This window comes from Amycolatopsis sp. WAC 01375 (genome assembly GCF_003947325.1).
Taxonomy (GTDB): Bacteria; Actinomycetota; Actinomycetes; order Mycobacteriales; family Pseudonocardiaceae; genus Amycolatopsis.
This window is the reverse complement of the sequence record NZ_QHHW01000022.1, coordinates 91937-117569: the sequence shown is the minus strand read 5'-3', so window position 1 is coordinate 117569 and position 25633 is coordinate 91937. Positions and strand designations below refer to the sequence as shown.

Genomic DNA, 25633 nt, shown 5'->3' with positions numbered 1-25633 from the left:
AATGAGGCGCATGCGTGCAGCGCAGCGGACGGCTGCCTACCGCACTGGCCGGGCTGTAGTCCGTGCCGAGAGCGCAGCCCCCGACAGCAAAGCAGGGGTGATCCACTAGCCCAGGCCGCTCATGTCCCAGAGGCGCACGGTGTGGTCCATCATGACGGTGGCCAACGTCTGTTCAGCCGGGCTGTACAGCACGTACATCGCGGCGGCGGCGGTGCCAATGGGGTCACCGCGTGATTCGCGGCTGGCGACGTCCCACAGTTGCACCCCCTGGCCCGCGCTCGCGGTGACGAGGCGCTGGCTGTCCGGGCTGAACGAGACGCTCACGGCGCTGTTGTTGACCGGCTGACCGAGCCGACGGCGGCCGGCCACATCCCAGAACTCGGTTGTCAGGCCGGACACCGCGATGGCAAGGGTACGTCCGTCCGGGCTCAGGGCCAGGCTCAGCACCGGGCCAGTGGCGTCGATGGGAAGCCGGCCGAGCGGCTGCCGGCTGTCGACATCCCACAGCCGCACCGTGTTGTCCACCGCCGCGGTGACCAGCAAGTGGCCGTCCGCGCTGAACGCCATGGCGAGGACGCCGGAGGTGTGGCCGAGGAGGGGTTCGCCCACCTGCTTGTGGCTGGCCACGTCCCAGAACCGGACCTTGCCGCTGAGCTCCCCGGTGGCCAGCAGCCGATCGTCCGGGCTGAACTTCACCACCATGCTGAAGATCGGCAGCCCGCGCATGCCCTCGGTCTCGCTGAGCGGTTGACCGACCTGCTGACGGCTGGCCGTGTCCCAGAACTGCACACCCCGGCCCGAGGGCGCGACGGCCACCGTGCGCCCGTCCCGGCTCATCGCCACGCCGTGGGCCGAGCCGGTGTCGAAGGAGCCGAGCTCCTTGTGGTTCGGCACATCCCACAGCCGCACGGTCTTGTCCGCACTCGCCGTGGCGAGGACCTTGCCGTCCCCGCTGAACCCCATCCCGGTGATGTTGGCGGTGTGTCCGGACAGGGTGCCGAGCTCGCGTGCCGTGACGGGCGGCGCCAGCGGGTTGATGTCGACCCCAGTCCGTTGGCCGTCCGTGGCCAGCCAGAACACCAGGACGAGGGTAACCACCAGCGCGATGCCGCCCGCGCCCGCGCCCGCCATCAGCGCGCGCCGCCGGGTACCGAGATACTGGTGGACACCCCCAGAAATGGTGTTCGCCTGCACCACCATGTTCGTCTTCGCCGACACGGTCAACTCGTTGTGTGTCTCGGGGGCAGGTGAGCCGCTGCCGGCCACGGGTGGGAGGTCGTTCACCGACGTCGCCTCGTATCCATGACGCCGAATTCTAGTGGCGCGGCGTCCGCGAATTGTGTCCTTCAGCATGGGGCGGTCCCGGTTCGCTCGAAAGCACCAAGGCCGGCAGAGGAAAGTCCACACTTCGGCAGGACGGCACCGCACGGCCTGCCGGCCACACGCAGAATCCGGTGCCCGTGCTTCCTCACCGACGTCACTGGTATCCGCGGCACAGACTTCGAAAGTCCTTGAAACTGATTGGCTGATTCCCGCGCGGCGGTCGGCAACGCCTCAAACTGGAGATGCGACAAGCCGAGCGTCGGCGATTCGCCAGGGCGCACAGTTCAATCCGTGCTCGCCCCTCGGCCAGCGGCACGAGTTCGCGCTCCTGACACCAGGCGAAGAATTCGCAGATCTGACTCCGAATGTGCCCGAGAGACACCGGTGCAGGGACCGAGGTGAGCAAGGGCCGCTATTCGGAACACCGTGCCATTGAGTTCTGAAAGCTCCATGACCACTCAGGCCGAGCACGGACGCGCCGAACACCGAACCAGTCGGGAGATGGTGTTGTGCGTGTCCCCGCCGACCCTCCAGGCTTGCCGGCATGACAGAAGCGGACCGGCTACACGAGATGATCGACGAACTCAGGCGACTGCGGGAGCACTGCGAGCCCAAGTCAAGCCAGAACCCGAGGTACCGGCGGTACTCGAACGCAGAAGCGCCTTGCGATGGATCATCGACGACCTAGGCCGTGTCCTGTAAGTCATGTTCGCGGTCTTCGCGCCCAGGTGGTCCCTGACGGCACGGGCGGACGCGGCCGAGTACGACCCGGTACGAGGCCGATCCGCCCGCACCGCCAGGAACCACCTGGATCACGAAGCCCATCGAACAGACTCACAGGACACGGCCTAGCCACAGAGAACCGAGCCTGACCTCATCCGGTATGCCCGGCTAAGTCACATCGGGACATGAGCGCGTGTTGCCGCATCGCTATGGGCTGGTGTTCGACCCGTGTGAGTGCGGTGACGCGGTCAGTGATTTCCGTATACGCCCCGGACGCCATTGCATACGCCCAGGTTCCAGCGAAGATCTGGCCGAGCAGCGTGATGCGGCGGACGTGGGTGATCGATGGGCTCTGGCCGCGCGGGTGAGAGACTGGGCGACGCCTTGACGACGCGAAGGAGCTCGCTGTGGCCTCTGATGCCCTTGAACGACCGATGCCGGCGTCGAGCGGGCCGGGACAGCGGGTTCTCGAGCTGCTGGACAAGGCCATCGGCTTGCAGACACCGCTGGTGCGCAAAAACATCGCGCGGGCCCGTCAGCGCAACCCGGATGCGACACCGGCGGAGGTCGTACGCACCCTGGAGCGGATGTACGTCAGTGCCCTGGCGGGCACAGGGGCCGCGGTCGGGGCCACCGCGGCCGCGCCCGCCGTCGGCACCGGGGTCGCACTGGCATTGTCTGCGGGTGAGGCCTTCTCTTCGCTCGAACTGAGCACCCTGTTCGTGCTCTCGGTCGCCGAGGTCCACGGCGTTCAGCTGGACGAGATCGAACGTCGGCGGACGCTGGTCATGGGGATCCTGCTCGGCCAGTCAGGTTCCACGACCATTGTCGGCAAGGTCGCCGAGCGCACCGGTCAGCACTGGGCCCGCCAGCTCGTCAGCAAGGTACCCACCGCGACGCTGCGCCAGATCAACAGCGTCCTGGGCAAGAACTTCATCACCAAGTACGGCACCAAGCAGGGCATCATCGTGCTCGGCCGGGTGGCTCCGTTCGGCATCGGCGCGGTGATCGGCGGTGGCGCCAACGCCACCGTCGCCGCCCTGGCAGTCCGAGCCGCCCGACGCGCGTTCGGCCCCGCGCCACAGTCATGGCCCGAGACAGAGCTGGACCCCGTGCCTCCCGGCTCCGGGCTATCGGATCCTTGAGCGCGTTCGTCAGCAGTCCGCACTGCGGCAGAAGTGGACGTTGACTGTCACCTTGTCCCAGCCCGCACCGTACGCAGGAGGACGTATGCGTCTCTCCACTCGGCTGCGGATTGTGGTGGCGCGAGTTCGACTCCGGCTATCCCGCCGGTCGCAGCGAACTCCGCCATGAGGGCGGCCATCAGATCAGCTGCCTCCCGCGTCGTCTCGGACACGTTCAAGGGACCATCGAGACTGAGGCCGAGTACGAAGGCCCCTTCCTCCGTAACGGTGACGATGGCACCGTAATACCCGATTGCTCGTAGGTACAGAGAGAAGGCACGTTCGGCTGCGTCATCCCGACGTAGCTCCGCCAGCGCGTCAGCGTCACCATGAGCGGGGTCATACGAGACAAAAGTCCGAACGAACGCCGGGAATCTCGGGTCACCCGGCTGCTCGACGTCGACGTAGCGATCGATGAAGCGCGACAACGAGCCGTCCCGGTCGCCGGGCTCCACCCACACATAGACATCGAATACCGGGGACACACCAGATGCTACCGCGCCGCCTGGCCGGAGCACGCTCATCGGCGTGACAGAACGTTTCCCGAAAGTGGCTTTCGCGACATGAGCACCGGGCCCAGCAATCCTCAGCCGCCGTTGGATGCCCGATACGGCGCGGCCACGTAGGTGCGCGCGGTGGTGGCCGTCAGCTTCTCGACCGACCGGAACATCGTCTTCCCGAGCTTCGCCCGCGCCTTCAACGCCGGATGCGTCGCGGCGTAGTCGTCCTTGGTGACCGCAGGATCGCCCGCGAACTCACCGGAGGCGAACAGCGAATAGGTCAGGATCGGCTTGCCGTCGGCGCTGAACATCACGCCGGCCTCGTTGCGGCCGTCGTTGAACCAGCCCGCCTTCGTGGCGACCCGCAGCCGCTCGGCCGAGGTCAGGCCGAGTCGTACGCCGTCGGTGAACGCGCTCAGCGAACGCAGGATGTTCAGCAGGTAGTCGGTGGACTTCGCCGAAAGCAGGGTCCCGCCGACCAGTTTCCGCAGCAGCTCATGCGTCTCGGCCGGGGTGGTCTTGCCGAGGAAGAACCGGTTCGGATTCGCCACGGGAACGACCTGGGTGTGCACGAATCCCTTGCCGCGCAGGATCTCGTTGAGTTCCGCGGCGGGGCAGACCAGCCCGCACAGGCGGACGGCGGTGTTGTCGGACAGCGTCAGCAGCGCGGCCATCGCGTGCCCGAGGGTCACCGAACTCGGGTACGCCCCGTCGAGGGCGAAGATGCCGTCGGTGTCCTTGATGACGATGTCGGCCGTGACGTCGACGCGCTGGTCCAAGGTGAGCAGTCCGCGGTCGATCTTGTCGAGCACCGCGGTGGCGACGGCGATCTTGTTGACGCTGTACGCCTCGACCACCTCGTCCGCCCGCTCGGCGACGGCGGGAACCAGGTTCCCGGCGGAATCCGCGACGCTGATGTAGGACGACCACGTGCCGCCCGCCTTCGCGGTTTCCCTGGCGTAGACCTGGGAAATCCGGCGTGCGGCGGCCGAAGCGTCGGCGGCGGCGGTGTCCGATTCGGACTCTTCGGCGGCGTGAGCGATCTGCGCCGTGCCGAGCACCGCACCCGCGGCGGCGACCGTGCCCAGCCCCAGCAGGCGACGACGATTGACGTTGGTATCCACTCGCGAACCCTACCGCGTTCAGCCGGCGGGCGTGACGAATCCGGTGTCGTAGGCCTTGATCACGGCCTGCGTCCGATCCCTCGCGCCGAGTTTCGCGAGCACGTTCCCGACGTGTGTCTTCACCGTCTGCACGCCGAGGTAAAGCTCGCCCGCGATCTCCACATTGGACAGTCCGCCCGCCATCAGCCGCAACACCTCGCGTTCGCGTTCGGTGAGCCCGGCGCCGTCGAGGCCGTCCTGCGGCGCCCGGTTCGCCCGCTGCGCGGCCAGCCGCCGGATCGCAGCCGGGAACAGCAGCGACTCCCCCGCCGCCACCGTCCTGATCGCCCCGACGATCTCCTCGGGCCGGGCCCGCTTGAGCAGGAACCCGCTCGCACCGGCGAGCAGGGCGTCGTAGACGTAGTCGTCGTTCTCGAAGGTGGTCACCACGATCACCTTCGGCGGGTTGTCCATTGTGGACATCAGATGCGTGGTCGCGCGGATTCCGTCGACCGACGGCATCCGGACGTCCATCAGCACGACGTCCGGCCGGAACCGCGAGACCAGCCCCGGCACTTCGGCTCCGTCGGCCGCTTCGCCCACGACCTCCAGGTCCGGCTCCGAGGCGATGATCGCCCGCAGCCCCGCCCGGATCAACTGTTCGTCGTCGACCAGCAGCACCCCGATGCTCATCGCCGCTTCCCCCATGGCACCGCCACCTCGACCTTCCAGCATCCGTCCGCGCGGCCCGCGGTGATCGTGCCGCCGAGCACTTCCACCCGTTCCGTCATTCCCCGCAGCCCCCGGCCGCCCCCGTCCCGCGACGGTGCCGCGGTGCCGAGCGGGTTGGACACCCGCAACCGCAACAGCTCCGTTCCGGCGTCGACGAGGACCGTCACCGGAACCTTACCGGCGTGCCGCAGCGCGTTCGTCAGGCATTCCTGCAAGATCCGGTACGCCTCGCGGGAGACGACCGGCGGCACCGAGGACGGTTCGCCCCGCACCTCCGCCGTCACCTCGGCGCCCGCCAGCCGCGTGGCCTCCACCAGCGCGGGCAGCTCCGCCAGCCCTGATTGCGGTGCTCGTGAGGACGCCTCGTCGCGCAGCAGTCCGAGCACGTGGTCGAGATCGTCCAGCGCGGCCCGCGCCGACTCCTCGATCGCGGTGAGCGCCTGCTCGGTGAAGCCGGGATCGGTCCTCAGTGTCCGGCGCGCCGCCCCGGCCTGGATGGTCACGACGCTCAGCGCGTGTCCGACCGAGTCGTGCAGTTCCCGCGCCAGCCGGTTGCGTTCGGCGAGCTGTTCGGTGCGCTTCTCCAGCTGGGCGATCCGTTCCGCGGCCGAGATCCCCAGCAGGCTCTTGGCGCAGCGGGTCAGCACCGCGCCCGCTCCCCACACGACGTAGGCCAGCGCCACGACGCCGAGCAGGAACACCACTGGGATCCACGCGCTCGCCCAGCCATGCGGCACCACGATCGGATCCTCTGTGGACAAGGCGATCCGGCCGGTGAACGGGGCCGCGACGGTGAACCCGAAGCCGACCGGGACGAGCAGGCTCGCCAGGCTGAGGACGCAACCGGTGCCCACGTGCAGCAGGTACATCGCCGTCGACCGCAGCCGGACGGGCCAGCCGCCCGCGGGCCCGAACGTCACACCCGGCACGGGATCGTCCAGCAGTTCCCGGACGGCCGCGCCCTCCAGCACCCGGACGGCGGGGATGAACGACGACGCGATGATCACCAGGACGAGGGTGATCGCCGCGATGAGGAGCCCGCGCTCCACCGTCGCGACGAGGGGCAGCAGCGACGGCACCACGATGGCGGCGAAGAGCACATACGGCACGCTCAGTGCGCCACCGAGGATGAAGTAGACCCACCTGCGGTAGGTCGCCCGGTCCACGAGCGGGCCGAAAAGTCGCATGCGCTCTTTCTAGCGTGTGCCCGCCATACGCGGATCCCGCATCAGTATCTCCGCGATCTCCCTCGCGAGGGTGACCCGATGCGCGTCCCCGTCGATACCGGTGTGCGCGACAGCGCCCTCGACCAGGAGGAAGAGCTGTTCCGCGAGCTTCTCCGGATCGTCCGCGTCCGGGGCGTCCTCACGGATGAGCTCGGCGAACTTCGCCCGCACGGCCGCCTTGTGCCGCCGGATCACGTCGAGCCCGGGATGGCCGGCAGGCAGTTCTGCCGCCGCGTTGAGGAACGCGCAACCTCTGTCGCTGCCGAGCTTCGGGTGATCGACGTAGGCGTCGAAAACCGTCAGCGCCCGAGGCCGGTCGGCGGCGGCCAGCCGCTCTTCGAGGTACGCCCACCAGACGTCGTGACGACGCCGCAGGTACGCGACCGTGAGCTCCGTCTTCGACCCGAAGCACGCGTACAGCGTCTTCTTCGTGACGCCGGCGGCCTCGGCCACGGCCGCGACACCCACCGCGTTCAGGCCCTCCCGGTAGAAGAGCTCGGTCGCGGCGCTCAGGACGCGTTCACCTGCTGGAGTCAGCACGCCTCGACTATACCGATCGGTTGACCTGAGCGCGAAATGCAGGAACACTCCTGATGTATACCGACCGGTATACATCAGGAGGAGATCTGATGGTGTCTTCGTACAAACGCGAGCTGACCCTGACCGCGGCCGGGTTGTCGCTGATCGCGGTCTCCTACGGACTCGCGAGGTACGCGTACGGCCTCTTCGCGCCGACCCTCCGGACGGAATTCGGCCTCGACGGCGGCACACTCGGCGCCATCGCGGCGGGGAGCTATGTCGCGTACTGCCTCGCCGTCGTCGCCTCGACCGCGGTCACCACCCGTTGGGGTGCGCGGGCGGGCGCGCTCGCCGCCGGGACGACCGCCACCGCGGGGACCGCCTTGATCGCGTCCGCGCCGAACGCCGCCGTCCTCGCGCTCGGCGTCGTCCTCGCCGGGGCCAGCACCGGCCTGGCCTCCCCTTCGCTCGCCGACGCGGTCTCACGCGTCGTCCGGGTGACCCGCCGCGACCGCGCCCAGTCCGTGGTGAACGCCGGGACCGGACTCGGCGTGCTGATCTCCGGCCCGGTCTCCTTGCTGGCCATCGGCGACTGGCGAATGGCCTGGTGGGCCTTCGCCGCGGCCTCGGCGCTGGTGACCTTGTGGATCGCTCGGGTGGTGCCGCCGGTCAAGGACGACCGCGCACGCGGGCTGCCGTCGCCGCTGTTCCCGCCCGCCACCGGACGGCTGCTGCCCGCGGCCGCCACGCTCGGCCTGGCCAGCGCGGCGATCTGGACCTTCGGCCGCGACATCGCCGTCAGCGTCGGCGGGCTCGACGAGACCGCCTCGACGGTGGTGTGGATCGTCCTCGGCGCGGTCGGCCTGGCAGGCGCGTTCACCGCCGAGCTGACGTCGCGGGCGGGACTGCGGCGCGCCTGGTCTGTGGGAATGGTCCTGTTCGCCGTCGCCACGGCGCTCTTCGCGCTCGCCACCCGGTCCCTCCCGGCGCTCATCATCGCCGCGGCACTGTTCGGGGCCGTCTACATCGGACTGACCGGTGTCCTGATCCTGTGGGGTACGAGGGCTTATCCGACGGCGCCCGCGTTCGGTGTCGGCGTGGCCTTCCTGATGCTGGCGCTCGGCCAGGCGGCCGGAGCACCGCTCATCGGCCTCCTCGGCGATCTCATCGACCTCCGTGCCGGCTTCCTCGCGGCCGCGGCGATCGCCGTTCTCGGCGTCCTGTTCGCGCCCCGGGAGGCGACCACGACGTACAACTTCGGGGTCCGCTCCCTCTCAGTGTCCATCTGCGAACCCGCATCCGCGATCGACGTCGGCAGGACGCAACCTGATCATCCAACTCACGATTCCGGCCGAGGCGCCCTACCGCCGCGATAGCGGGGCCCCGGCCGAGGCGGGTTCCGCATTCAGTCGCTCTTGATCTCCAACCTCAGGCTCCGCTCCCTCTCAAGGGTGAGTACCGTCCCGCCGGAGCGGGAATCCAGCGCGGACTGCGCGTGATGTGCTCTTCGGCATGAACCTGCTGCTCGGCCTGCTCACCCTGCCCGTCTACGCGCTGATGCTGTGGCCGCTCGTGGTCGCCGCCCGCCGCGTACTGGGTGTGCGGATCGGCGTGGTCCGCGCGTTCTGCGCCGCAGGCTTCGGCTGGCTCGTCGCGGGCGGCATCCTCAGCGCGTTCCCCACGCCGATGTACGCGGGCGGGGCCTTCGCCGGGCTCGTCATCCCGGTGGCGGGCGGCGCGTTCCTGGCGACGCTGATCTTCCTGTTCGTCGCGGAGTTCGTCCTGCCATCGGGTTCGGGGCTCGGGCTGATCGGCCGGATCCGGTCGATGCGCCGCCGCGCGGCCCGGACGCGGCGCTATTCGCAGATCACCCGGATCGCGATCAAACACGGCCTCGGCCGCTACCTCACCGGCCGCCGTGAACCCGGCCTCGCCCAGGTCCGGCACGCCAAACTGGCGCGATCGCTGCGGCGGGCGCTGGAAGAGGGCGGCGTGACGTTCGTGAAACTCGGCCAGCTGCTCTCGACGCGCTCCGATCTGCTTCCGCCGGTGTTCATCGACGAACTCAGCAAGCTCCAGGACCAGGTCGCCTTCGCGGACGCCGACGAGGTCGCGATGGTGCTACGGGAGGAACTGGGCGGCGACCCGGACGAGATCTTCGCCGAATTCGACCCGGAACCGATCGCGGCCGCGTCGATCGCGCAGGTCTACCGCGCGAAACTGCGCGGCGGGCAGGACGTGGTGGTCAAGGTGCAGCGGCCCGGCGTGCAGGCACTGGTCGACCGGGACCTCGACATCGTCCGCCGGGTGGCGGCCGCGCTGGACCTGCGCGCGGACTGGGCGCGTTCGCTCGGCGTCGTCGACCTCGCCGAAGGGTTCGCCGACGCGCTGCTCGAAGAACTCGATTTCCGCACGGAGGCAAGGAACATCGAAGCGGTCGCCGCGGCCTACCCCGGCGCCGAAGTCGCTATCCCGACCGTCCACAAAGAACTGTCCACCGAACGTGTCCTGGTGATGCGGCGCCTCGACGGCAAACCGCTCGCCGCCGCCAGGGAACAGGTCCCGATCGCGGAGCGGGCGAAACTCGCGCGGTCGATGCTGCGCTGCGTGCTCGGCCAGGTGATGGGCAGCGGCGTCTTCCACGCCGACCCGCATCCCGGCAACGTCCTGCTGCTCACCGACGGCAGGCTGGGCCTGCTCGACTTCGGTTCCGTCGGACGGCTCGACTCGGGACTGCGCGCCGGATTGCAGAACCTCATCCTCGCGCTCGACCGAGGCGACCCCGCCGCGTTGCGCGACGGTCTGCTGGAGATCGTCGACCGGCCGGACGAGATCGAGGAGCGACGACTGGAGCGGGCACTGGGAGCGTTGGTGGCCAAGCATTTCAACCACGGACAGGCCCCGGATCTGGACATGTTCACCGACCTGTTCCGAGTGATCGCCGACTTCCGGCTCAGCGTGCCCCCGCCGATCGCGGCGGTGTTCCGCGCACTGGCCACTTTGGAGGGAACGCTGGCCGCGCTGGCGCCGGGATTCAACATCGTCGTCGAATCCCGCGCCTACGCCGCCGAGCAGGTCGGCGCCGGACTGCGGCCCGAGTCGTTGCGCTCCACGGCCACCAACGAACTGATGGCGCTCTTGCCGGTGCTGCGACGGCTGCCCCGCCGCGTCGACCGGATCGGCAACGCACTGGAACAGGGCAGGCTTTCGGTCAACGTCCGGCTGTTCTCCGACGAACGTGACCGGGACGTGGTCACCGGACTGGTGCACGAAGTCCTGCTGGCGTTCGTCGGCGCGGCCACCGGGCTGATGGCCGTACTGTTGCTGGGCAGCGCGACCGGCCCGCAGATGCTGCCAGGGGTCACACTGCACCAGATGTTCGGCTACAACCTGCTGGTGGTCAGCGCGCTGGTGGGATTGCGGCTGCTCTTCGTCGTTTTCCGGCGGACCGGGCAACGCTCACGATCGTCCCGATGACACCGAGGACGACGAGCCCGGCACCGGCGAACACGAGGTTCCGCGAGGTACGGAACCCGGTGTCGGACAAGGGATCTCCGGGAAGGCCCGCATCGACGAACGCGGTGGTCTGCGGAAACGGCTCCGCACCGAGAAGACTCCCCATTCCGACGACGACGCCGCGCACCTTGGACAGAGGGACGGCACCGTCGCCGGGCATACCCGCGAAGAGCCGCGAGTCCACGGAGTTGTTCCGCACATCGCCGGCGAGGTACACCGATCCCGGCGGCACCTGGACGCTGAACGGCCGGTACTACTTGCGCCCGTAACCGTTGTCGTCATCGGTGTACGGCTCCTTGACCGGCTTTCCGTTCACGGAGATCAGGTTGTCGTTCGTGCAGCAGACGACCCGATCCCCGCCGGCACCGATCACCCGCTGAACGGCCAAACCCTCTTTGACCGACGTGCCCGGATAGGCGCTCAGGTCCATCAGGACCACCGCGCCACGCGGGATCTCCGGCACGTCGGCCCAGCGATAGAGCACGGCCGAACCGCGCGGGATCGTCGGAGCCATCACGCCACTGGAGAGGCTCGTCATCCGGTACGCCATCAGGGTCCAGAAGCCATATCCCCCGGTGCCCACGCCGGCGATCGCCACCAGGATCATCACGAGCAGGAGCGGGGAGAATCTTCGCTTCGGCCCGGGTCCGTCCGCGGGCGGAGCGGGGAAGTCCGTTTCGGTCACAGCGCAGACTAGCGCCGGCGGTTTCCGCTCAGCCCCGGGGCGCGTACATGATGACGCCGACCCCGGCCAGGCAGAGCAAGGCACCGATGACGTCGTAGCGATCCGGCCGGTAGCCGTCGGCGACCATCCCCCACGCCAGCGAACCCGCGACGAACACTCCGCCGTACGCGGCGAGGATGCGGCCGAAGTTCGCGACGGGCTGCAAGGTCGCGACGAAACCGTAGAGGCCGAGCGCGACGACGCCCGCACCGATCCAGAGGTAGCCGCGGTGCTCCCGCACCCCTTGCCAGATCAGCCAGGCGCCGCCGATCTCCAGCAGGGCGGCGAGCGCGAAAAGCGCGATGGACCGGACGATCATCCCGGCACCCTATTGCGGCGCGCGGCTCGGCTGAGCCCGGGATGCGCCCAATGTGGCATTGGGGACACCCAACGTCCCCAATGCCACATTGGGCGCACCGGACGCATCGCTGCTCGCGTGAGGGCCCCCTCCCCCAATGCTATGAAAGGTCCTTTCCTTGCAAAATTTGCAAGGAAAGGACCTTTCATAGCGCGCGAAAGAGGATCAGACGGTGAAGCCCAGGGCACGCAGCTGTTCGCGGCCGTCGTCGGTGATCTTCTCCGGGCCCCACGGCGGCATCCAGACCCAGTTGATCCGGAAGTCCTTGACCAGCCCGGTTCCGCCGCCGACGAGGGCGGCTCCGGTCTGGTCCTCGATGACGTCGGTCAGCGGGCAGGCCGCCGAGGTCAGGGTCATGTCGATGGTGGCGGTGTTGTCCGCCTCGACATGGATGCCGTAGACCAGCCCGAGGTCGACGACGTTGATGCCGAGTTCGGGGTCGACGACGTCGCGCATCGCCTCTTCGACGTCCTCGACCTTCGCCACGTCGGCACTGTCCGGGGCGGCGGTGGTCTCGGCGTCGAGGTCGGCGGCCGTGCGCCCCTCGCGGGTTTCGGTCTGCTGTTCGGTCATGCCGTCTCAACTCCGTTGGTCGTGCGGGTGACGGCGTCCTTGAACGCCATCCACCCGAGCAGGGCGCATTTCACGCGGGCCGGGTACTTGGCGACGCCGGCGAAGGCGATGCCGTCCTCCAGCACTTCCTCGTCCGGTTCGATCTGCCCTTTGCCCTGCATCAGCTCGACGAAGGCGTCCATGGTGGTGAACGCCTCCTCCACGGTGTGCCCGACGACGAGATCCGTCAAGACCGAAGTGGAAGCCTGGCTGATCGAACAGCCCTGTCCCTCGTAGGAGACGTCGGCGACCTTCCCGTCGTCGACCTTCACCCGCAGCGTCACCTCGTCGCCACAGGTCGGGTTGACCTGGAACGATTCGGCGTCGAACGGCTCGCGCAGACCGCGGCCGTGCGGGTTCTTGTAGTGGTCCAGGATGATCTCCTGGTACATGCTCTCGAGGTTCATGTCACGCCACCCCGAAGAACTTCTGCGCCTCACGCACACCGTTCACCAGCGCGTCTACTTCGGACAGTGTGTTGTAGACGTAGAACGACGCGCGCACGGTCGCGGGCACCGAGCAGGCCCGGTGCAGCGGCCACGCGCAGTGGTGCCCGACGCGGACGGCGATGCCGAGGCTGTCCAGCACCTGGCCCGAGTCGTGCGGGTGGACGCCGTCGATGACGAACGACACCAGTCCGCCGCGGTCGGTCATGTCGGTGGGGCCGATGATCCGCACGCCCGGGATCTCGCCGAGCCCGGCCAGCGCCGCCTCGGTGAGGAGATGTTCGTGCGCGGCGACCCGCTCCATGCCGATCGCCGACAGGTAGTCCGCGGCCGCGCCGAGGCCGACGGCCTGCGACGTCATCGGGGTGCCCGCCTCGAACCGCTGCGGCGGCGCGGCGAAGGTGGTCTGCTCCATGCGGACCAGCTCGATCATCGAGCCGCCGGTCAGGAACGGCGGCATCGCTTCGAGCAGTTCACGGCGTCCATAAAGGACACCGATGCCGTACGGGCCGACCATCTTGTGCCCGGCGAAGGCGGCGAAGTCGACGTCCAGCGCGTGGAAGTCCACGGGAAAGTGGGGAACCGACTGGCAAGCGTCCAGCACGACCAGCGCGCCGACCTTGCGGGCCTTCTTCACCAGGAACTCGACGGGGTTGATCGTGCCGAGCACGTTGGACTGGTGCGTGAACGCCAGCACCTTGGTCCGCTCGGTGATCAGCTCGTCCACATTGGACAGATCGAGGCGGCCGTCGGCGGTGACGGAGAACCACTTCAACGTCGCGCCGGTGCGCTGGCAGAGCTGCTGCCACGGCACCAGGTTCGCGTGGTGCTCCATCTCGGTGATGACGATCTCGTCGCCGGGACCGATCTTGAACCGCTCGGCCCCGGGACCGGCCGTGGCGGCGTTGCTCATCGCGTAGGCGACGAGGTTGATGCCCTCGGTGGCGTTCTTGGTGAACACCAGCTCGTGCGGGGAGGCGCCGACGAACTCCGCGATCCGCACGCGGGCGGACTCGTAGGCGTCGGTCGCTTCCTCGGCGAGCTGGTGCGCGCCGCGGTGCACCGCGGCGTTCGAGGTCTCCAGGAACCGGCGCTCGGCTTCCAGCACCTGCGCCGGTTTCTGGGACGTCGCACCGGAATCCAGATACACCAAGGGTTTCCCGTCCCGCACCGTGCGGGTCAGGATGGGGAAGTCGGCCCTGATGGCCGCTACGTCCAGCGGTACAGCAGAGTTAGCCGTGGTGGTGGTCATCGGGCCAACTCCTCTCGGTGTAGTCGTGAAGTTCAGTGATCAGACGGCGGCCGGCTCGGTGGAGCCGGCGTACTTGACGTAGCCGTTCTCCTCCAGCTCGTCCGCGAGCTCACGGCCGCCGGACGCCACGATCTTGCCGCCCGCGAAGACGTGCACGAAGTCGGGCGTGATGTGCCGCAGGATCCGCGTGTAGTGCGTGATCAGCATGACGCCGGCGTCGTTGTTGGCCTTGAACTCGTTGACGCCCTCGGACACGACGCGCAGCGCGTCGACGTCGAGGCCGGAGTCGGTCTCGTCGAGGATGGCGATCTTCGGCTTGAGCAGCGCCAGCTGCAGGATCTCGTGGCGCTTCTTCTCGCCGCCGGAGAAGCCCTCGTTCACCGAACGCTCGGCGAACTCGGACGAGATCTCCAGCTTGCCCATCTCCTCCTTGACCTCCTTGACCCAGTGGCGCAGCTTGGGGGCCTCGCCACGGACCGCGGTGGCCGCGGTGCGGAGGAAGTTGGACATGGACACGCCCGGCACCTCGACCGGGTACTGCATGGCGAGGAACAGGCCCGCGCGGGCGCGCTCGTCGACGCTCATCTCCAGCACGTCCTCACCGTCGAGCAGGACCTGCCCGGAGGTGACTTCGTACTTGGGGTGACCGGCGATGGCGTAGGACAGCGTGGACTTGCCCGAACCGTTGGGGCCCATGATCGCGTGGGTCTCGCCCGACTTGATGGTCAGGTTGACGCCCTTGAGGATCTCCTTGGGGCCCTCCTCGGTCGTGACCGAGGCGTGCAGATCCTTGATTTCCAGCGTAGGCATTTCTTTCCTAAAAGTCTGATGTGGACGGACGAGGGCTTAGTGGTCATGTCCGGAAGTTCGTTGGGGGTATTCGGCGGATCCAGGTTTTCGCTGGGCCGTCGAGACCCCCGACAGACTTCCGGACGTGGCCACTTAAACGCCCACGGCTTCGAGCTCGGCTTCGATCGCGGCCTCGAGGCGCTCGCGCACCTCGGGAACGCCGATCTTGACCAGGATCTCGTGGAAGAACCCGCGTACGACCAGGCGGCGCGCGGCGTCTTCGCCGATTCCGCGCGACTGGAGGTAGAACAACTGCTCGTCGTCGAACCTTCCCGTGGCGCTCGCGTGGCCGGCGCCTTCGATCTCGCCGGTCTCGATCTCCAGGTTCGGGATCGAGTCCGCCCGCGCGCCCGGCGTCAGCACCAGGTTGCGGTTGAGCTCGTAGGTGTCGGTGGCCTCGGCGGCCGCCCGGATCAGCACGTCGCCGACCCACACGGTGTGCGCGCCGTCGCCCTGCAGCGCACCCTTGTACATCACGCGCGACTTGCAGTTCGGCACCGCGTGGTCGACGAAGAGACGGTGCTCCTGGTGCTGTCCTTCGTCCGCGAAGTACAGGCCGAGCATCTCGACGTCGCCGCCCTTGTCGGCGAAGGTCGCCGTCGGCGAGACGCGGACGAGGTCACCGCCCAGGGTGATGACGATGTGCTTCAGCGTGGCGTCGCGGCCGAGCTTGAGGTGCTGCTCGGAGACGTGCACCGCGTCGTCGGCCCAGTCCTGGACGCTGACCACGGTCACGTTCGCCGAATCGCCGATGACGAACTCGACGTTGTCCGCGTACGTGCCGGAGCCGACGTGGTCGAGGACGATGACGGCCTCGGAGAACTGTTCGGCGCGCACCTGCACGTGCCCGTAGGCGACCTTGCCCTCGCCGGGGCCGGTGATCTTCACCGTCGACGGCTTCGACGTCTTCGTCTCCTTGGGCACCGTGATGACGGTGGCCTCGGTGAACGAGGAGTACGCCTGCGCGGCGATCCGGTCGCTCGGGACACCCGCGGCGCCGAGGCGCTCGTCGTCCCGGCCGACCTGCTCGATCTTCAGTTCGGGCGCGGCGTCGGCGTCCACAGTGGCCGAACCCGAAGCGGCGGCGGACCCGTCGTGCAGGCCGCGCAGCCGCTTCATCGGAGTGAAACGCCAGTTCTCCTCACGGCCGCCGGGAACCTCGAAGGCCTCGACGTCGTAGGAGGTGAAGCGCTCCGCGCGAGAGGTCGCCGGAATGACGACCCCTTCGCGCATCGCTTCGGAAACGTTGTTCTCGGTAACCGACATGACTAGCCGACGGACCCTTCCATCTGAAGCTCGATCAGGCGGTTCAGCTCGAGCGCGTACTCCATCGGCAGCTCACGCGCGATGGGCTCGACGAACCCGCGCACGATCATCGCCATGGCCTCGGCCTCGTCGAGACCGCGCGACATGAGGTAGAACATCTGGTCTTCGCTGACCTTCGAGACGGTCGCCTCGTGGCCCATGGAGACCTCGTCGTTGCGGATGTCGACGTACGGATACGTGTCCGACCGCGAGATCGTGTCGACGAGCAGCGCGTCACAGACCACGCTGGACCGCGAGTGGTGCGCCCGCTTCGCGACCTTGACCAGGCCGCGGTACGAGGTGCGGCCACCGCCGCGCGCCACCGACTTCGACACGATGGTCGAGGAGGTGTGCGGCGCCAGGTGCTCCATCTTCGCGCCGGCGTCCTGGTGCTGGCCTTCGCCCGCGAACGCGACCGAGAGGACCTCGCCCTTGGCGTGCTCGCCCATGAGGAACACGGACGGGTACTTCATCGTGACCTTGGAACCGATGTTGCCGTCGATCCACTCCATGGTCGCGCCCTCTTCGCACTTGGCGCGCTTGGTGACCAGGTTGTAGACGTTGTTCGACCAGTTCTGGATGGTCGTGTACCGGCAGCGAGCGCCCTTCTTCACGATGATCTCCACGACCGCCGAGTGCAGCGAGTCGGACTGGTAGATCGGCGCGGTGCAACCCTCGACGTAGTGCACGTAGGCGTCTTCGTCGACGATGATCAGGGTCCGCTCGAACTGACCCATGTTCTCGGTGTTGATCCGGAAGTAGGCCTGCAGCGGGATGTCCACCTTGACGCCCTTGGGCACGTAGATGAACGAGCCGCCCGACCACACCGCGGTGTTCAGCGCGGAGAACTTGTTGTCCCCGGCCGGGATCACGGAGCCGAAGTACTCCTTGAAGATCTCCGGGTGCTCCTTGAGCGCGGTGTCGGTGTCCAGGAACAGGACGCCCTGCGCCTCCAGATCCTCACGGATCGAGTGGTAGACGACCTCGGACTCGTACTGCGCGGCGACACCGGCGACGAGGCGCTGCTTCTCCGCCTCGGGGATGCCGAGCCGGTCGTACGTGTTCTTGATGTCCTCGGGCAGGTCTTCCCAGGAGGTGGCCTGCTTCTCACTGGACCGCACGAAGTACTTGATGTTGTCGAAGTCGATCCCGGAGAGGTCCGCTCCCCAGTTGGGCATCGGCTTCAAGTCGAAGAGCTTGAGCGCCTTCAGTCGCGCTTCGCGCATCCACTCCGGCTCGGACTTCTTCGAGGAGATGTCGGTGACGACGTCCTCGTTCAGTCCTCGACGGGCCGTTGAGCCCGCCTCGTCGGAGTCCGCCCAGCCGAACGCGTACTTGCCAAGGGACTCGATGGTCTCTTCCTGGCTCATGGGCGCGGTGGTGGGAGTGCGCTGCTCGGCAGCGGCAGTCATGCGGGTTTCCCTCCATTCGGGATCCGTGCTGTGCGCCCAGAGGAGGGCGCCGTGCTTCCCGGCCCAGGTGTGGCCGGGTGACCCGCCGAAGCGGCGGGTACGTGTGTGGTGCACGCGTTGTCACCGCGTGCGATGGTCGCCAGTCGCTGGACGTGGGTGCCCAGAAGTTCCGCGAAGGCCTCTGTCTCGGCTTCGCACAACTGAGGGAACTCGGCGGCGACGTGGGCGACCGGGCAATGGTGCTGGCAGAGCTGTTCACCGACACCGACCTGACGAGTCGACGCAGCGTAACCCTCCCTGGTCAACGCCGCAGCGAGGGCCTCGGCGCGAGCGGCGGGGTCCGCGTGCTTGGTGATCGCGTCCTGATGCGGGCCGACCAGCGAGGCGACTCGAGCCTCCGCGAAGGCCTTCACGGCGTCTTCCCCGGCGTGATCGGCGAGGAAGCGGATGGCCGAGGAAGCGAGGTCGTCGTAGGCGTGCCCGAACCGGGCCCGGCCGGCTTCCGTCAGCAGGAAGTTCTTGGCGGGACGGCCGCGTCCGCGGGGGCCACGGCGGGGTGCGTCCCGGGTTTCGGCCTCGCCGTCGGCGAGCAGCGCGTCGAGGTGACGGCGGACGGCGGCGGCGCTGATGCCCAGCTGCTCGGCCACCACGACGGCGGTCATCGGACCCTGTTCCAGCAGCAAGCGGGCCACTTCGTGCCTGGTCCGACCCTCGGGGCCGATCTGCGCGGGGACAGGCTGAACCTCGGCGCGGAGCATGTCGCCACCGGCCTCGTTCCGTGTCCCCATCTTTTTCACAACACAAGTGTGACGTATTTCCGGGGAGACGGCAAAGAGGGGTGCCTCACGGAGTGGCGTGGGTCACTTCACGCCTGCTCTGACGCGAGTAGGTGCCGGGTTGCGCTCCTTGCACGCGCAACCACCGCAACCAGGTGCCGAGTCGCGTTGTTCCCGGCATCGCTACCCTTCCTGCGTGGTAGTGGGCGATCACCCGGCGCAGCGGGACACGGACGGGGCAGAGCCGGAAGACCCGGCGACGGGTTCGGTGGCGACGCTCACCCCCGGGCACCCGCACGAACCGGAGCCGCTGGACGACAAGGAACTGCGCGGCCTGAACGTGGTCCGCCGGTTCGGCGCGGTCGGTTCCCTGTTCCTCGCGCTCGGCTCGCTCGGCGCGGGCGCCGCGCCGGTGATCAACCCGGTACAGGAGATCCCGGTCCTGCGGCTGTTCACCCGCATCCCGATGGTCTCGCTCGCGATGGGCCTGGCGGGGATGGCGATCATCGTGCTCAGCTGGCTGCTGCTCGGCCGGTTCGCGCAACCCGCGCGCCGCCGCCTCGCCACCCAGGGCCAGCTCGCCCGCACCATCGCGCTCTGGTGCGCGCCGCTGCTGGTCATCCCGCCGCTGTTCTCCCGCGACGTCTACAGCTATCTCGCGCAGAGCGAGATCGTCGCCCGCGGGATGGACCCGTACTCACTCGGCCCGGCCGAAGCGCTCGGCGTGTCCGACCCGCTGACCTCGGGCGTCTCCAACATGTGGCGCGAGACCCCGGCGCCCTACGGTCCGCTCCTGCTGCGCCTCGGCGGCTGGCTCGCCCCGCTGAGCAGCGGCAACATCGTCACCGGGGTGCTGTTGCAGCGCGGGCTCGCGCTCATCGGCGTCATCCTGATCATCTGGGCGCTGCCCCGGCTGGCCAGGCGGTTCGGCGTGCAGCCCGCGACCGCGCTGTGGCTCGGCGCGGCGAACCCGCTGCTGATCTTCCACTTCGTCGCGGGCGCCCACAACGACGCACTGGCGATCGGGCTCATGGTGGCCGGGCTGGAGGTCGGTCTCCAGCGGATGCCGGTGCGGTTCAAGCACGACGCGCCTCCCCCGCTGGCCAAGGGTGAACTGCTCTACATCGGGCTCGGGGTGGCGCTCATCACCCTCGGCGTCGCGGTGAAGATCAACGCGATCCTGGCGCTGCCGTTCTTCACCGTGATGGTGGCCAGACGCTGGCACGGCCGGATCAAGGACCTGGTCACCGCCGCGGTGCCGATGGCGCTGCTGTTCGGGGTGGTCCTGGTGGCGGTCTGCTACGGCACCGGCCTCGGTTTCGGCTGGGTCGGCGCGCTCGGGACGCCGGGGCTGGTCCGCTCGTGGATCTCGCCGACGTCGGAGCTCGCCGCGCTCGGCGGCGTCCTTGGCATTGCCCTCGGCCTCGGCAACCACACCAACGCGATGGTGCCGATCCTCGGCGCGCTCGGCTATCTCGTCGCGGGCGCGGTCACGGTCAAGTTCCTTTGGGACAGCTTCAAATGGCGCTACCGGCCGATCATCGGCCTCGGTGTCTCGCTGGGCGCGGTGATGGTGCTGCACGTCGCGCTCCAGCCCTGGTACCTGCTGTGGGCCATCATCCCGCTCGCCGCGGCGGCCGGGACCTCGCGGTTCCGCATCGCGGCGACGATCGTCACCGCCGTCCTGCCGTTCCTGCTGCCGACGACGGGAAGCACCTTCGAAGGCCGCGGCTTCGTCCTGCCGTTCGCGTGGGCCGCCGCCGGGGTCGTCACGTTGCTGGGGCTGTTCATCGTCCACCGCCTCTCACCACTGCTGCTGTCCAGACCGTCCCCGGAGCATTCGGTCCCGGCGTGAGGCCGTATCGTGACCTGTCGTGAACACCCCCGCCGTCGAGATCACCGGGCTGGTGAAACGCTACGGATCCACCACCGCCGTCGATGGACTCGACCTGCGGATGGAACGTGGCACGCTGCTCGCGTTGCTCGGCCCGAACGGGGCCGGCAAGACCACCACCGTCGAGATCTGCGAAGGTTTCCTGCGGCCTGACGAAGGCGAAGTCCGCGTGCTGGGATTCAATCCTTCGCACGACGGATCCGCGCTGCGGCCGCGGATCGGCGTGATGCCCCAGGGCGGCGGCGCGTATCCCGGCGTCCGCGCCGACGAGATGCTCGGACTGGTCGCCGCGTGTGCGGCGAACCCGCTCGAACCCGCCTGGCTGCTGGATGTCCTCGGTCTTTCGGGAGCGAGGAAGACGCCGTTCAAACGGCTCTCCGGCGGGCAGCAGCAACGGCTCTCGCTCGCCTGCGCGCTCGTCGGCCGCCCGGAACTGCTCTTCCTCGACGAGCCGACGGCGGGCATGGACCCGCAGGCCCGCCGCCTGGTCTGGGATCTGCTCGGCGCACTGCGCGCCGACGGCGTCAGCGTGCTGCTCACCACGCATCTGATGGAGGAGGCCGAAACGCTGGCCGACACCGTGGTGATCGTGGACCACGGCAAGGTCGTCGTCGAAGGCACTCCGCAGTCGCTGACCGTCGAGGCCGGCGAGACGGCGCAGTTGCGTTTCAAGGCACGAACGCGGCTCGACACCGCGCTGCTGACCGCGGCGCTGCCCGAGGGGCATCTCGTGCACGAGTCCGCGCCGGGGACGTACCTCGTCGAAGGCGCGATCGACCCGCAGGTGGTGTCGACGGTGACGGCGTGGTGCGCCCAGCAGGGCGTCATGCCGGAGGAACTGCAGGTCGGCAGGCGCACGCTGGAAGAGGTCTTCCTGGAGCTGACCGGACGGGAACTGCGCGCATGACCACCACACCGACGCCGCGGTTCGCCGCGGGCACGTTCACCCCGGCCCCCGGCCGCGGTTCGCTCGGCAAGATGCTGCGCACGCACGCGAAGGTCGAGGCGAGCCTGACCCTGCGCCACGGCGAGCAGATCCTGCTGACCCTGCTCATCCCGCTCGCGCTGCTGATCGGCCTGTCGCTGCTGGACATCCTGCCGTCGGCCCAGCTTGGTTCGGCGTCCAAAGTGGACTGGATCACGCCGAGGATCCTGGCGCTCGCGGTGATGTCGTCCGCGTTCACCGGACAGGCCATCGCACTGGGCTTCGACCGCCGCTACGGCGTCCTCAAACGGCTTTCCGCCACGGCGTTGCCTCGCTGGCTGCTCATCGCCGGTCGGGTGGCCGCCGCGCTGGTCGTGGTCGCGCTGCAGGCGGTGATCCTCGGTGCCGTGGCCGCACTGCTGGGCTGGTCGCCGTCGCTGGGCGGTCTCCTCGGCGCGATCCCGTTCCTGCTCGTCGGCACCCTCGCGTTCGGCGCGCTGGGCCTGCTGCTCGGCGGGGCGCTGCGCGCGGAGGCCGTGCTGGCGCTGGCGAACATCGTCTGGTTCGTGCTGCTGCTCGCGGGCGGCATCCTGCTGGCGCCGTCGACGATGCCGTCCGGCGTCGCGTGGATCGTCGAACTGCTGCCCTCGGGCGCGCTCGCCGAAGGCCTGCGGTCGGTGCTGCTGGACGGTTCGTTCGGGTGGGGCCCGTTCGCGGTGCTCGCCGGCTGGGGCGTCGTCGCGGGTGCGCTGGCGAGCAAGACCACGAAGCTGACCTGAGGTGGCCGACACACCGCGTGTGGCCGGTGGAACGCTCTCAGGAACGGCGTTCTAGCATCGGACGGTGCCGTTCCAGAGCCTTGTAGCGCGTCTGCCGTATCCCTCGTTCGCGGTCCAGCGGGCGGTCGCGATAGCGGCGGTGATCGCCCAGGCCGGAATCGGCGTCACCGGCTCGGTCGTCCGGGTGACGGGTTCGGGCCTCGGCTGCCCGACCTGGCCGCAGTGCGTCGAAGGCAGCATCGTGCCGGTCGCGCACCCCGAATTCGACGCGCTCACCCAGTGGATCGAGTTCAGCAACCGGATGCTCACCGGCGTCGTCATCGCCGTCGCCGCGCTGTGCGTGATCACCGCGTGGCGGGTGCAGATCGAGCACCCGAGCCGTCGTCGTCTGGTGAAGCTGGCCTGGACGATGCCCGCGGGCGTGATGCTGCAGGCCGTCGTCGGCGGGATCACCGTGCTCGCCAAACTCGAATGGTGGACCGTCGCGCTCCACTTCCTGGCCTCCACTCCCCTGGTCTGGCTCGCGGTGCTGCTGCTGCGGGCGTTCAAGGAGGGTGACGAGCCCGCCCGCTGGCTGATCCCGGACGCGGGCCGCAAGACGCTGATCGCGCTCGCCGCGTCGATGTGGGCCGTCCTGGTGGCGGGCACCACCGTGACCGGCGCGGGCCCGCACGGCGGCGACCCCGGCACCCACCGGCTCCAGGCCCCGATCGAGACGCTCACCCAGGTGCACGGCGGACTGCTGGTGGTCTACCTGATCGTGCTGGCCGTCTTCGGGCTCCAGCTGATGCGGGGCGAGACGCCGAAGCAGTTGTGGCGGCGCTACACCATCGTGTGGATCGTCGCGGTCCTCCAAGGCGTCGTGGGCTCGGTGCAGTACGCACTCGGCGTGCCGGAAGCGCTGGTGTCCTTCCACGTCCTCGGCTCCGCACTGGTGATCATCTCGACCGCGGCACTGTGGTGCGGCTCACGTGATCGTGGTCCGGCGCCGGTTTCCCACGCCTCTGAGCGGGAACTCGCCACTTCGAACTGACCCCCTGGCAAACCGGACGTAACCCCCGGGCGGCGTGCTCGCCAGACGCTGCCCTTACGCTGCGTTTCGGTGCCCCGCACGGGGGTTCACCACCGAGTCGAGGCACGAGGTGTCGTATGACCGCCAGCACCGAGCCGGACGCACCGGCCAGTCCGTCCAAACCCCTGATCTCCCACCGGCGAGGCTCCGGGGAGATGCTGATCCTCAAGACCTTCCTGCTGGTCCCGTTCGTCGCGTTGCTCGCCGCGGTGCCGATCGTGTGGGGCTGGGGCATGACCTGGGTCGATCTCGTGCTGGCGGCCGTGTTCTACACCGTCGGGACGCTCGGGGTGACCGTCGGATACCACCGCTACTTCACCCACGGCGCCTTCAAGGCCGGACGGCCGCTCCGGATCGCGCTCGCCATCGCCGGGAGTTTCGCGGTGCAGGGGTCGGTCATCTTCTGGGTGGCCAGCCACCGTCGCCACCACGCCTTCGCCGACCGCGAAGGCGACCCGCACTCCCCCTGGCTGTTCGGGACGTCGCCGTCGGCCCTGCTGCGCGGCTTCTGGCACGCTCACATGGGCTGGATGTTCAGCCGTGAGGTGACGAACTACGACCGCTTCGCGCCGGACCTGGTGGCCGACAAGGACCTTCGCGTGGTCAACCGCTACTTCTGGCTGTGGATCACGCTGAGCCTGCTGTTGCCCGCGGTGCTCGGCGGGCTGCTCAGCTGGTCGTGGTGGGGTGTGGTGACCGGGTTCTTCTGGGCCGGGCTGGTCCGGATCGCGTTCCTGCACCACGTCACCTGGTCGGTGAACTCGATCTGCCACATGGTCGGCGAGCGCCCGTTCGCCAGCCGCGACAAGGCGGCGAACTTCTGGCCGCTGGCGATCCTGTCCATGGGCGAGTCGTGGCACAACTCCCATCACGCCGACCCGACCTGCGCGCGGCACGGTGTCCTGCGCGGGCAGGTCGACGTGTCGGCGCGGGTGATCTGGCTGTTCGAGAAGTTCGGCTGGGCGCGCGATGTGCGGTGGCCGAAGCCGGAGCGCCTCGCGGCGAAACGCGTCAAACCGGCCTGACACCCTCTTCGCAGTTGGTCACCTGAATGCGGTAGTTGCCCTGGGCGACGGCTGCAATGAAGGGGCCTTTCATTGCAAATTTTGCAATGAAAGGCCCCTTCATCTCACGTGGTGAGGCGGGTCAGGCGAGTTGCTGCCGCACAGCCGACGCGAAGCGCCAAGCCGCGGCGGCCTCGGTCTGCCGGAACCCGAGCGAAGGCTCGACGAGCTCCAGTTCCAGCAGCAACGGCCTGCCGTCCGGCCCGGCGACAAGGTCGACGCGGGCATAGAGCAGTTCCGCGCGCAGGATGCCCAGCAGCGCCGCTGTCGCGTCCAAAGCGTCTTCGGCCAGCGCGCGGAAGCCTGGGGCAGGCTGCACGGGCGCGAGCTTTTCCGTCACGTACAGGCCGGACTCGTCGAGCTCCCGGCCCAGCATCGCGGCCTTCGAGAACGCGTGCGAATACACGCCACCGAAGTACACCAGCGCGATCTCACCGTCACTGTCCACACTGGACTGATATGGCTGGAGAAGCACGGTGTTCCCGTCGGCTTGCAGCCCGGCGAGATGAGCGGCGGCCGCGTCGCCCGCGGTGAACCGGCCGGCTCCTCGCGAGCCGGCACCGACGGCGGGCTTCAGCACGAACTCGCCCTTGGGCCAGCGCGGGGCCGGGTCGTCGGGCGCGATCAAGGTCGTCGGCACGACCGCGACCCCGGCGTCACCCAGTTCGGCCAGATAGGACTTGTCGGTGTTCCACCGCACGACTTCGGCCGCATTGGCCAGCGTGGGCACGGATTCGGTCCAGGACAGGAACTCGTCGCGGCGCTCGGCGTAATCCCAGGTGGCGCGCAGCACGACGATGTCCGCCGCGCCGAAGTCGACGGTCGTGTCGTCCCAGGCGGCCCAGCGGGTCTTGAAACCGAGGTCGGCCAGCGCCTCGGGAACAGCGTGCTCGTCGCCGTCGCCCTCCGGCAGGGCGGAGCAGGCGACGAAGATCGCGGATCCGCTCACTTCCCCGCCATCCGGCGGCGGTGCTCGGGGCCGATCTTGGTGGCCTTCACGGTCTCGCTGTCCCATTCGGCGGGTTCGAGGTCTTCGACGGCCTCGACCAGCGCCTCGCCTGCCTCCACGGAGGCGACGACGACGTCGCCGAGCGCGCCGTCGGCGCCGACGAGCACGACCCTGGCGCCGATCCGGCCGATGTTCTCCACCACCGCGCGCGACGGCTTCCCGTGCCGCTTCACGAAGTCACGGGCGGCCGCGACCTGGCGCGACGTGGGGGCGGCGGTCTCGGTCTTCTCTTCGGTCTCAGCCACGGCCAGAGCTTAACCGCGAAAGGCCCGCGACGCGGAATAACCGTGGCGTCGGCCATAGTTGTCCCGGTCGGAACGACCTTGAACG

General features: G+C 68.8%; 24 protein-coding genes and 1 pseudogene. 8 read left to right on the top strand and 17 right to left on the bottom strand.

The genetic code is table 11. From position 1 onward, the window contains the following. Positions 1-105: 105 nt before the first annotated feature. Positions 106-1353 carry a WD40 repeat domain-containing protein gene (locus DL991_RS11435; protein WP_125783763.1) on the bottom strand — a complete coding sequence of 416 codons (1248 nt, stop codon included), beginning with the start codon at positions 1351-1353 and terminating at the stop codon, positions 106-108. 1100 nt (positions 1354-2453) lie between these two features. On the opposite strand from DL991_RS11435, the gene DL991_RS11430 reads away from it, so the two are divergent. Then, positions 2454-3191 carry a hypothetical protein gene (locus tag DL991_RS11430; protein WP_125783761.1) on the top strand — a complete coding sequence of 246 codons (738 nt, stop codon included), beginning with the start codon at positions 2454-2456 and terminating at the stop codon, positions 3189-3191. Between the two features lie 47 nt (positions 3192-3238). Here the strand turns inward: DL991_RS11430 and DL991_RS11425 are convergent, their stop codons facing one another. The 5 genes from DL991_RS11425 to DL991_RS11405 form a co-directional block, all read right to left on the bottom strand. Beyond that, complete coding sequence (locus DL991_RS11425) at positions 3239-3715, bottom strand: hypothetical protein (RefSeq protein WP_148106361.1); 477 nt, start codon at positions 3713-3715, stop codon at positions 3239-3241. 101 nt (positions 3716-3816) lie between these two features. Then, entirely contained in the window at positions 3817-4854 is a 1038-nt protein-coding gene (locus DL991_RS11420) for a serine hydrolase (protein ID WP_125783757.1), read from the bottom strand. 18 nt (positions 4855-4872) lie between these two features. Further along, positions 4873-5526, bottom strand: coding sequence for a response regulator transcription factor (locus tag DL991_RS11415; RefSeq protein WP_125784024.1), 654 nt, complete (start codon positions 5524-5526; stop codon positions 4873-4875). Next, positions 5523-6752 (bottom strand): sensor histidine kinase, encoded by a 1230-nt coding sequence (locus DL991_RS11410; RefSeq protein ID WP_125783755.1) that lies wholly within the window; start codon positions 6750-6752, stop codon positions 5523-5525. The genes DL991_RS11415 and DL991_RS11410 overlap by 4 nt, the downstream gene beginning before the upstream one ends. A 9-nt stretch (positions 6753-6761) precedes the next feature. Next, positions 6762-7331, bottom strand: a complete 570-nt coding sequence (locus tag DL991_RS11405) for a TetR/AcrR family transcriptional regulator (protein ID WP_125783753.1) — start codon at positions 7329-7331, stop codon at positions 6762-6764. A gap of 89 nt (positions 7332-7420) precedes the next feature. Here DL991_RS11405 and DL991_RS11400 point away from each other — a divergent pair, with 89 nt between their 5' ends. Continuing rightward, entirely contained in the window at positions 7421-8686 is a 1266-nt protein-coding gene (locus tag DL991_RS11400; protein WP_233598791.1) for an MFS transporter, read from the top strand. A 136-nt stretch (positions 8687-8822) separates the two neighbouring features. Beyond that, positions 8823-10787 carry an AarF/ABC1/UbiB kinase family protein gene (locus DL991_RS11395; protein ID WP_125783752.1) on the top strand — a complete coding sequence of 655 codons (1965 nt, stop codon included), beginning with the start codon at positions 8823-8825 and terminating at the stop codon, positions 10785-10787. Here the strand turns inward: DL991_RS11395 and lepB are convergent. The 9 genes and pseudogenes from lepB to DL991_RS11350 all read right to left on the bottom strand — a co-directional run bounded on the left by lepB (position 10711) and on the right by DL991_RS11350 (position 18542). Beyond that, a pseudogene (gene lepB, locus DL991_RS43295) lies at positions 10711-11433 on the bottom strand (signal peptidase I). The gene DL991_RS11395 and the pseudogene lepB overlap by 77 nt on opposite strands. 106 nt (positions 11434-11539) lie before the next feature. Next, a complete protein-coding gene (locus tag DL991_RS11385) occupies positions 11540-11869 on the bottom strand; it encodes a YnfA family protein (protein WP_125783748.1) in 330 nt (109 codons plus the stop codon). A 204-nt stretch (positions 11870-12073) separates the two neighbouring features. Beyond that, a complete protein-coding gene (locus tag DL991_RS11380; protein WP_125783747.1) occupies positions 12074-12481 on the bottom strand; it encodes a metal-sulfur cluster assembly factor in 408 nt (135 codons plus the stop codon). Then, a complete protein-coding gene (gene sufU / locus DL991_RS11375; RefSeq protein WP_125783745.1) occupies positions 12478-12927 on the bottom strand; it encodes a Fe-S cluster assembly sulfur transfer protein SufU in 450 nt (149 codons plus the stop codon). The genes DL991_RS11380 and sufU overlap by 4 nt, the downstream gene beginning before the upstream one ends. Position 12928: 1 nt before the next feature. After that, positions 12929-14218 carry a cysteine desulfurase gene (locus DL991_RS11370; RefSeq protein WP_125783743.1) on the bottom strand — a complete coding sequence of 430 codons (1290 nt, stop codon included), beginning with the start codon at positions 14216-14218 and terminating at the stop codon, positions 12929-12931. Positions 14219-14257: 39 nt separating this feature from the next. Further along, a complete protein-coding gene (sufC, locus tag DL991_RS11365; protein ID WP_125783741.1) occupies positions 14258-15028 on the bottom strand; it encodes a Fe-S cluster assembly ATPase SufC in 771 nt (256 codons plus the stop codon). A gap of 132 nt (positions 15029-15160) precedes the next feature. Beyond that, positions 15161-16333, bottom strand: a complete 1173-nt coding sequence (gene sufD, locus DL991_RS11360; RefSeq protein WP_125783739.1) for a Fe-S cluster assembly protein SufD — start codon at positions 16331-16333, stop codon at positions 15161-15163. Positions 16334-16335: 2 nt separating this feature from the next. Continuing rightward, a complete protein-coding gene (gene sufB, locus DL991_RS11355; RefSeq protein ID WP_125783736.1) occupies positions 16336-17784 on the bottom strand; it encodes a Fe-S cluster assembly protein SufB in 1449 nt (482 codons plus the stop codon). After that, positions 17781-18542 carry a metalloregulator ArsR/SmtB family transcription factor gene (locus tag DL991_RS11350; RefSeq protein ID WP_199746356.1) on the bottom strand — a complete coding sequence of 254 codons (762 nt, stop codon included), beginning with the start codon at positions 18540-18542 and terminating at the stop codon, positions 17781-17783. Before DL991_RS11350 ends, sufB begins: the two co-directional genes overlap by 4 nt. A gap of 286 nt (positions 18543-18828) precedes the next feature. Between DL991_RS11350 and mptB the strand changes: the two genes are divergently transcribed. The 5 genes from mptB (at position 18829) to DL991_RS11325 (ending at position 24255) form a co-directional block, all read left to right on the top strand. After that, on the top strand, positions 18829-20415 hold the full coding sequence (gene mptB, locus DL991_RS11345; RefSeq protein ID WP_125784020.1) for a polyprenol phosphomannose-dependent alpha 1,6 mannosyltransferase MptB: 1587 nt from the start codon (positions 18829-18831) through the stop codon (positions 20413-20415). 19 nt (positions 20416-20434) lie between these two features. Continuing rightward, positions 20435-21361 carry an ABC transporter ATP-binding protein gene (locus DL991_RS11340; protein ID WP_125783734.1) on the top strand — a complete coding sequence of 309 codons (927 nt, stop codon included), beginning with the start codon at positions 20435-20437 and terminating at the stop codon, positions 21359-21361. After that, on the top strand, positions 21358-22158 hold the full coding sequence (locus tag DL991_RS11335) for an ABC transporter permease (RefSeq protein ID WP_125783732.1): 801 nt from the start codon (positions 21358-21360) through the stop codon (positions 22156-22158). The genes DL991_RS11340 and DL991_RS11335 overlap by 4 nt, the downstream gene beginning before the upstream one ends. A 64-nt stretch (positions 22159-22222) precedes the next feature. Next, positions 22223-23191, top strand: a complete 969-nt coding sequence (locus DL991_RS11330) for a heme A synthase (RefSeq protein WP_125783730.1) — start codon at positions 22223-22225, stop codon at positions 23189-23191. Positions 23192-23307: 116 nt separating this feature from the next. Beyond that, complete coding sequence (locus tag DL991_RS11325; RefSeq protein ID WP_125783728.1) at positions 23308-24255, top strand: acyl-CoA desaturase; 948 nt, start codon at positions 23308-23310, stop codon at positions 24253-24255. A gap of 121 nt (positions 24256-24376) precedes the next feature. Here DL991_RS11325 and DL991_RS11320 read toward each other — a convergent pair whose 3' ends face one another. Together DL991_RS11320 and DL991_RS11315 are read right to left on the bottom strand one after the other, a co-directional pair. Then, a complete protein-coding gene (locus DL991_RS11320) occupies positions 24377-25243 on the bottom strand; it encodes a RimK family alpha-L-glutamate ligase (protein ID WP_125783726.1) in 867 nt (288 codons plus the stop codon). After that, positions 25240-25548, bottom strand: a complete 309-nt coding sequence (locus DL991_RS11315; RefSeq protein ID WP_125783724.1) for a hypothetical protein — start codon at positions 25546-25548, stop codon at positions 25240-25242. The genes DL991_RS11320 and DL991_RS11315 overlap by 4 nt, the downstream gene beginning before the upstream one ends. Positions 25549-25633 lie beyond the last annotated feature (85 nt).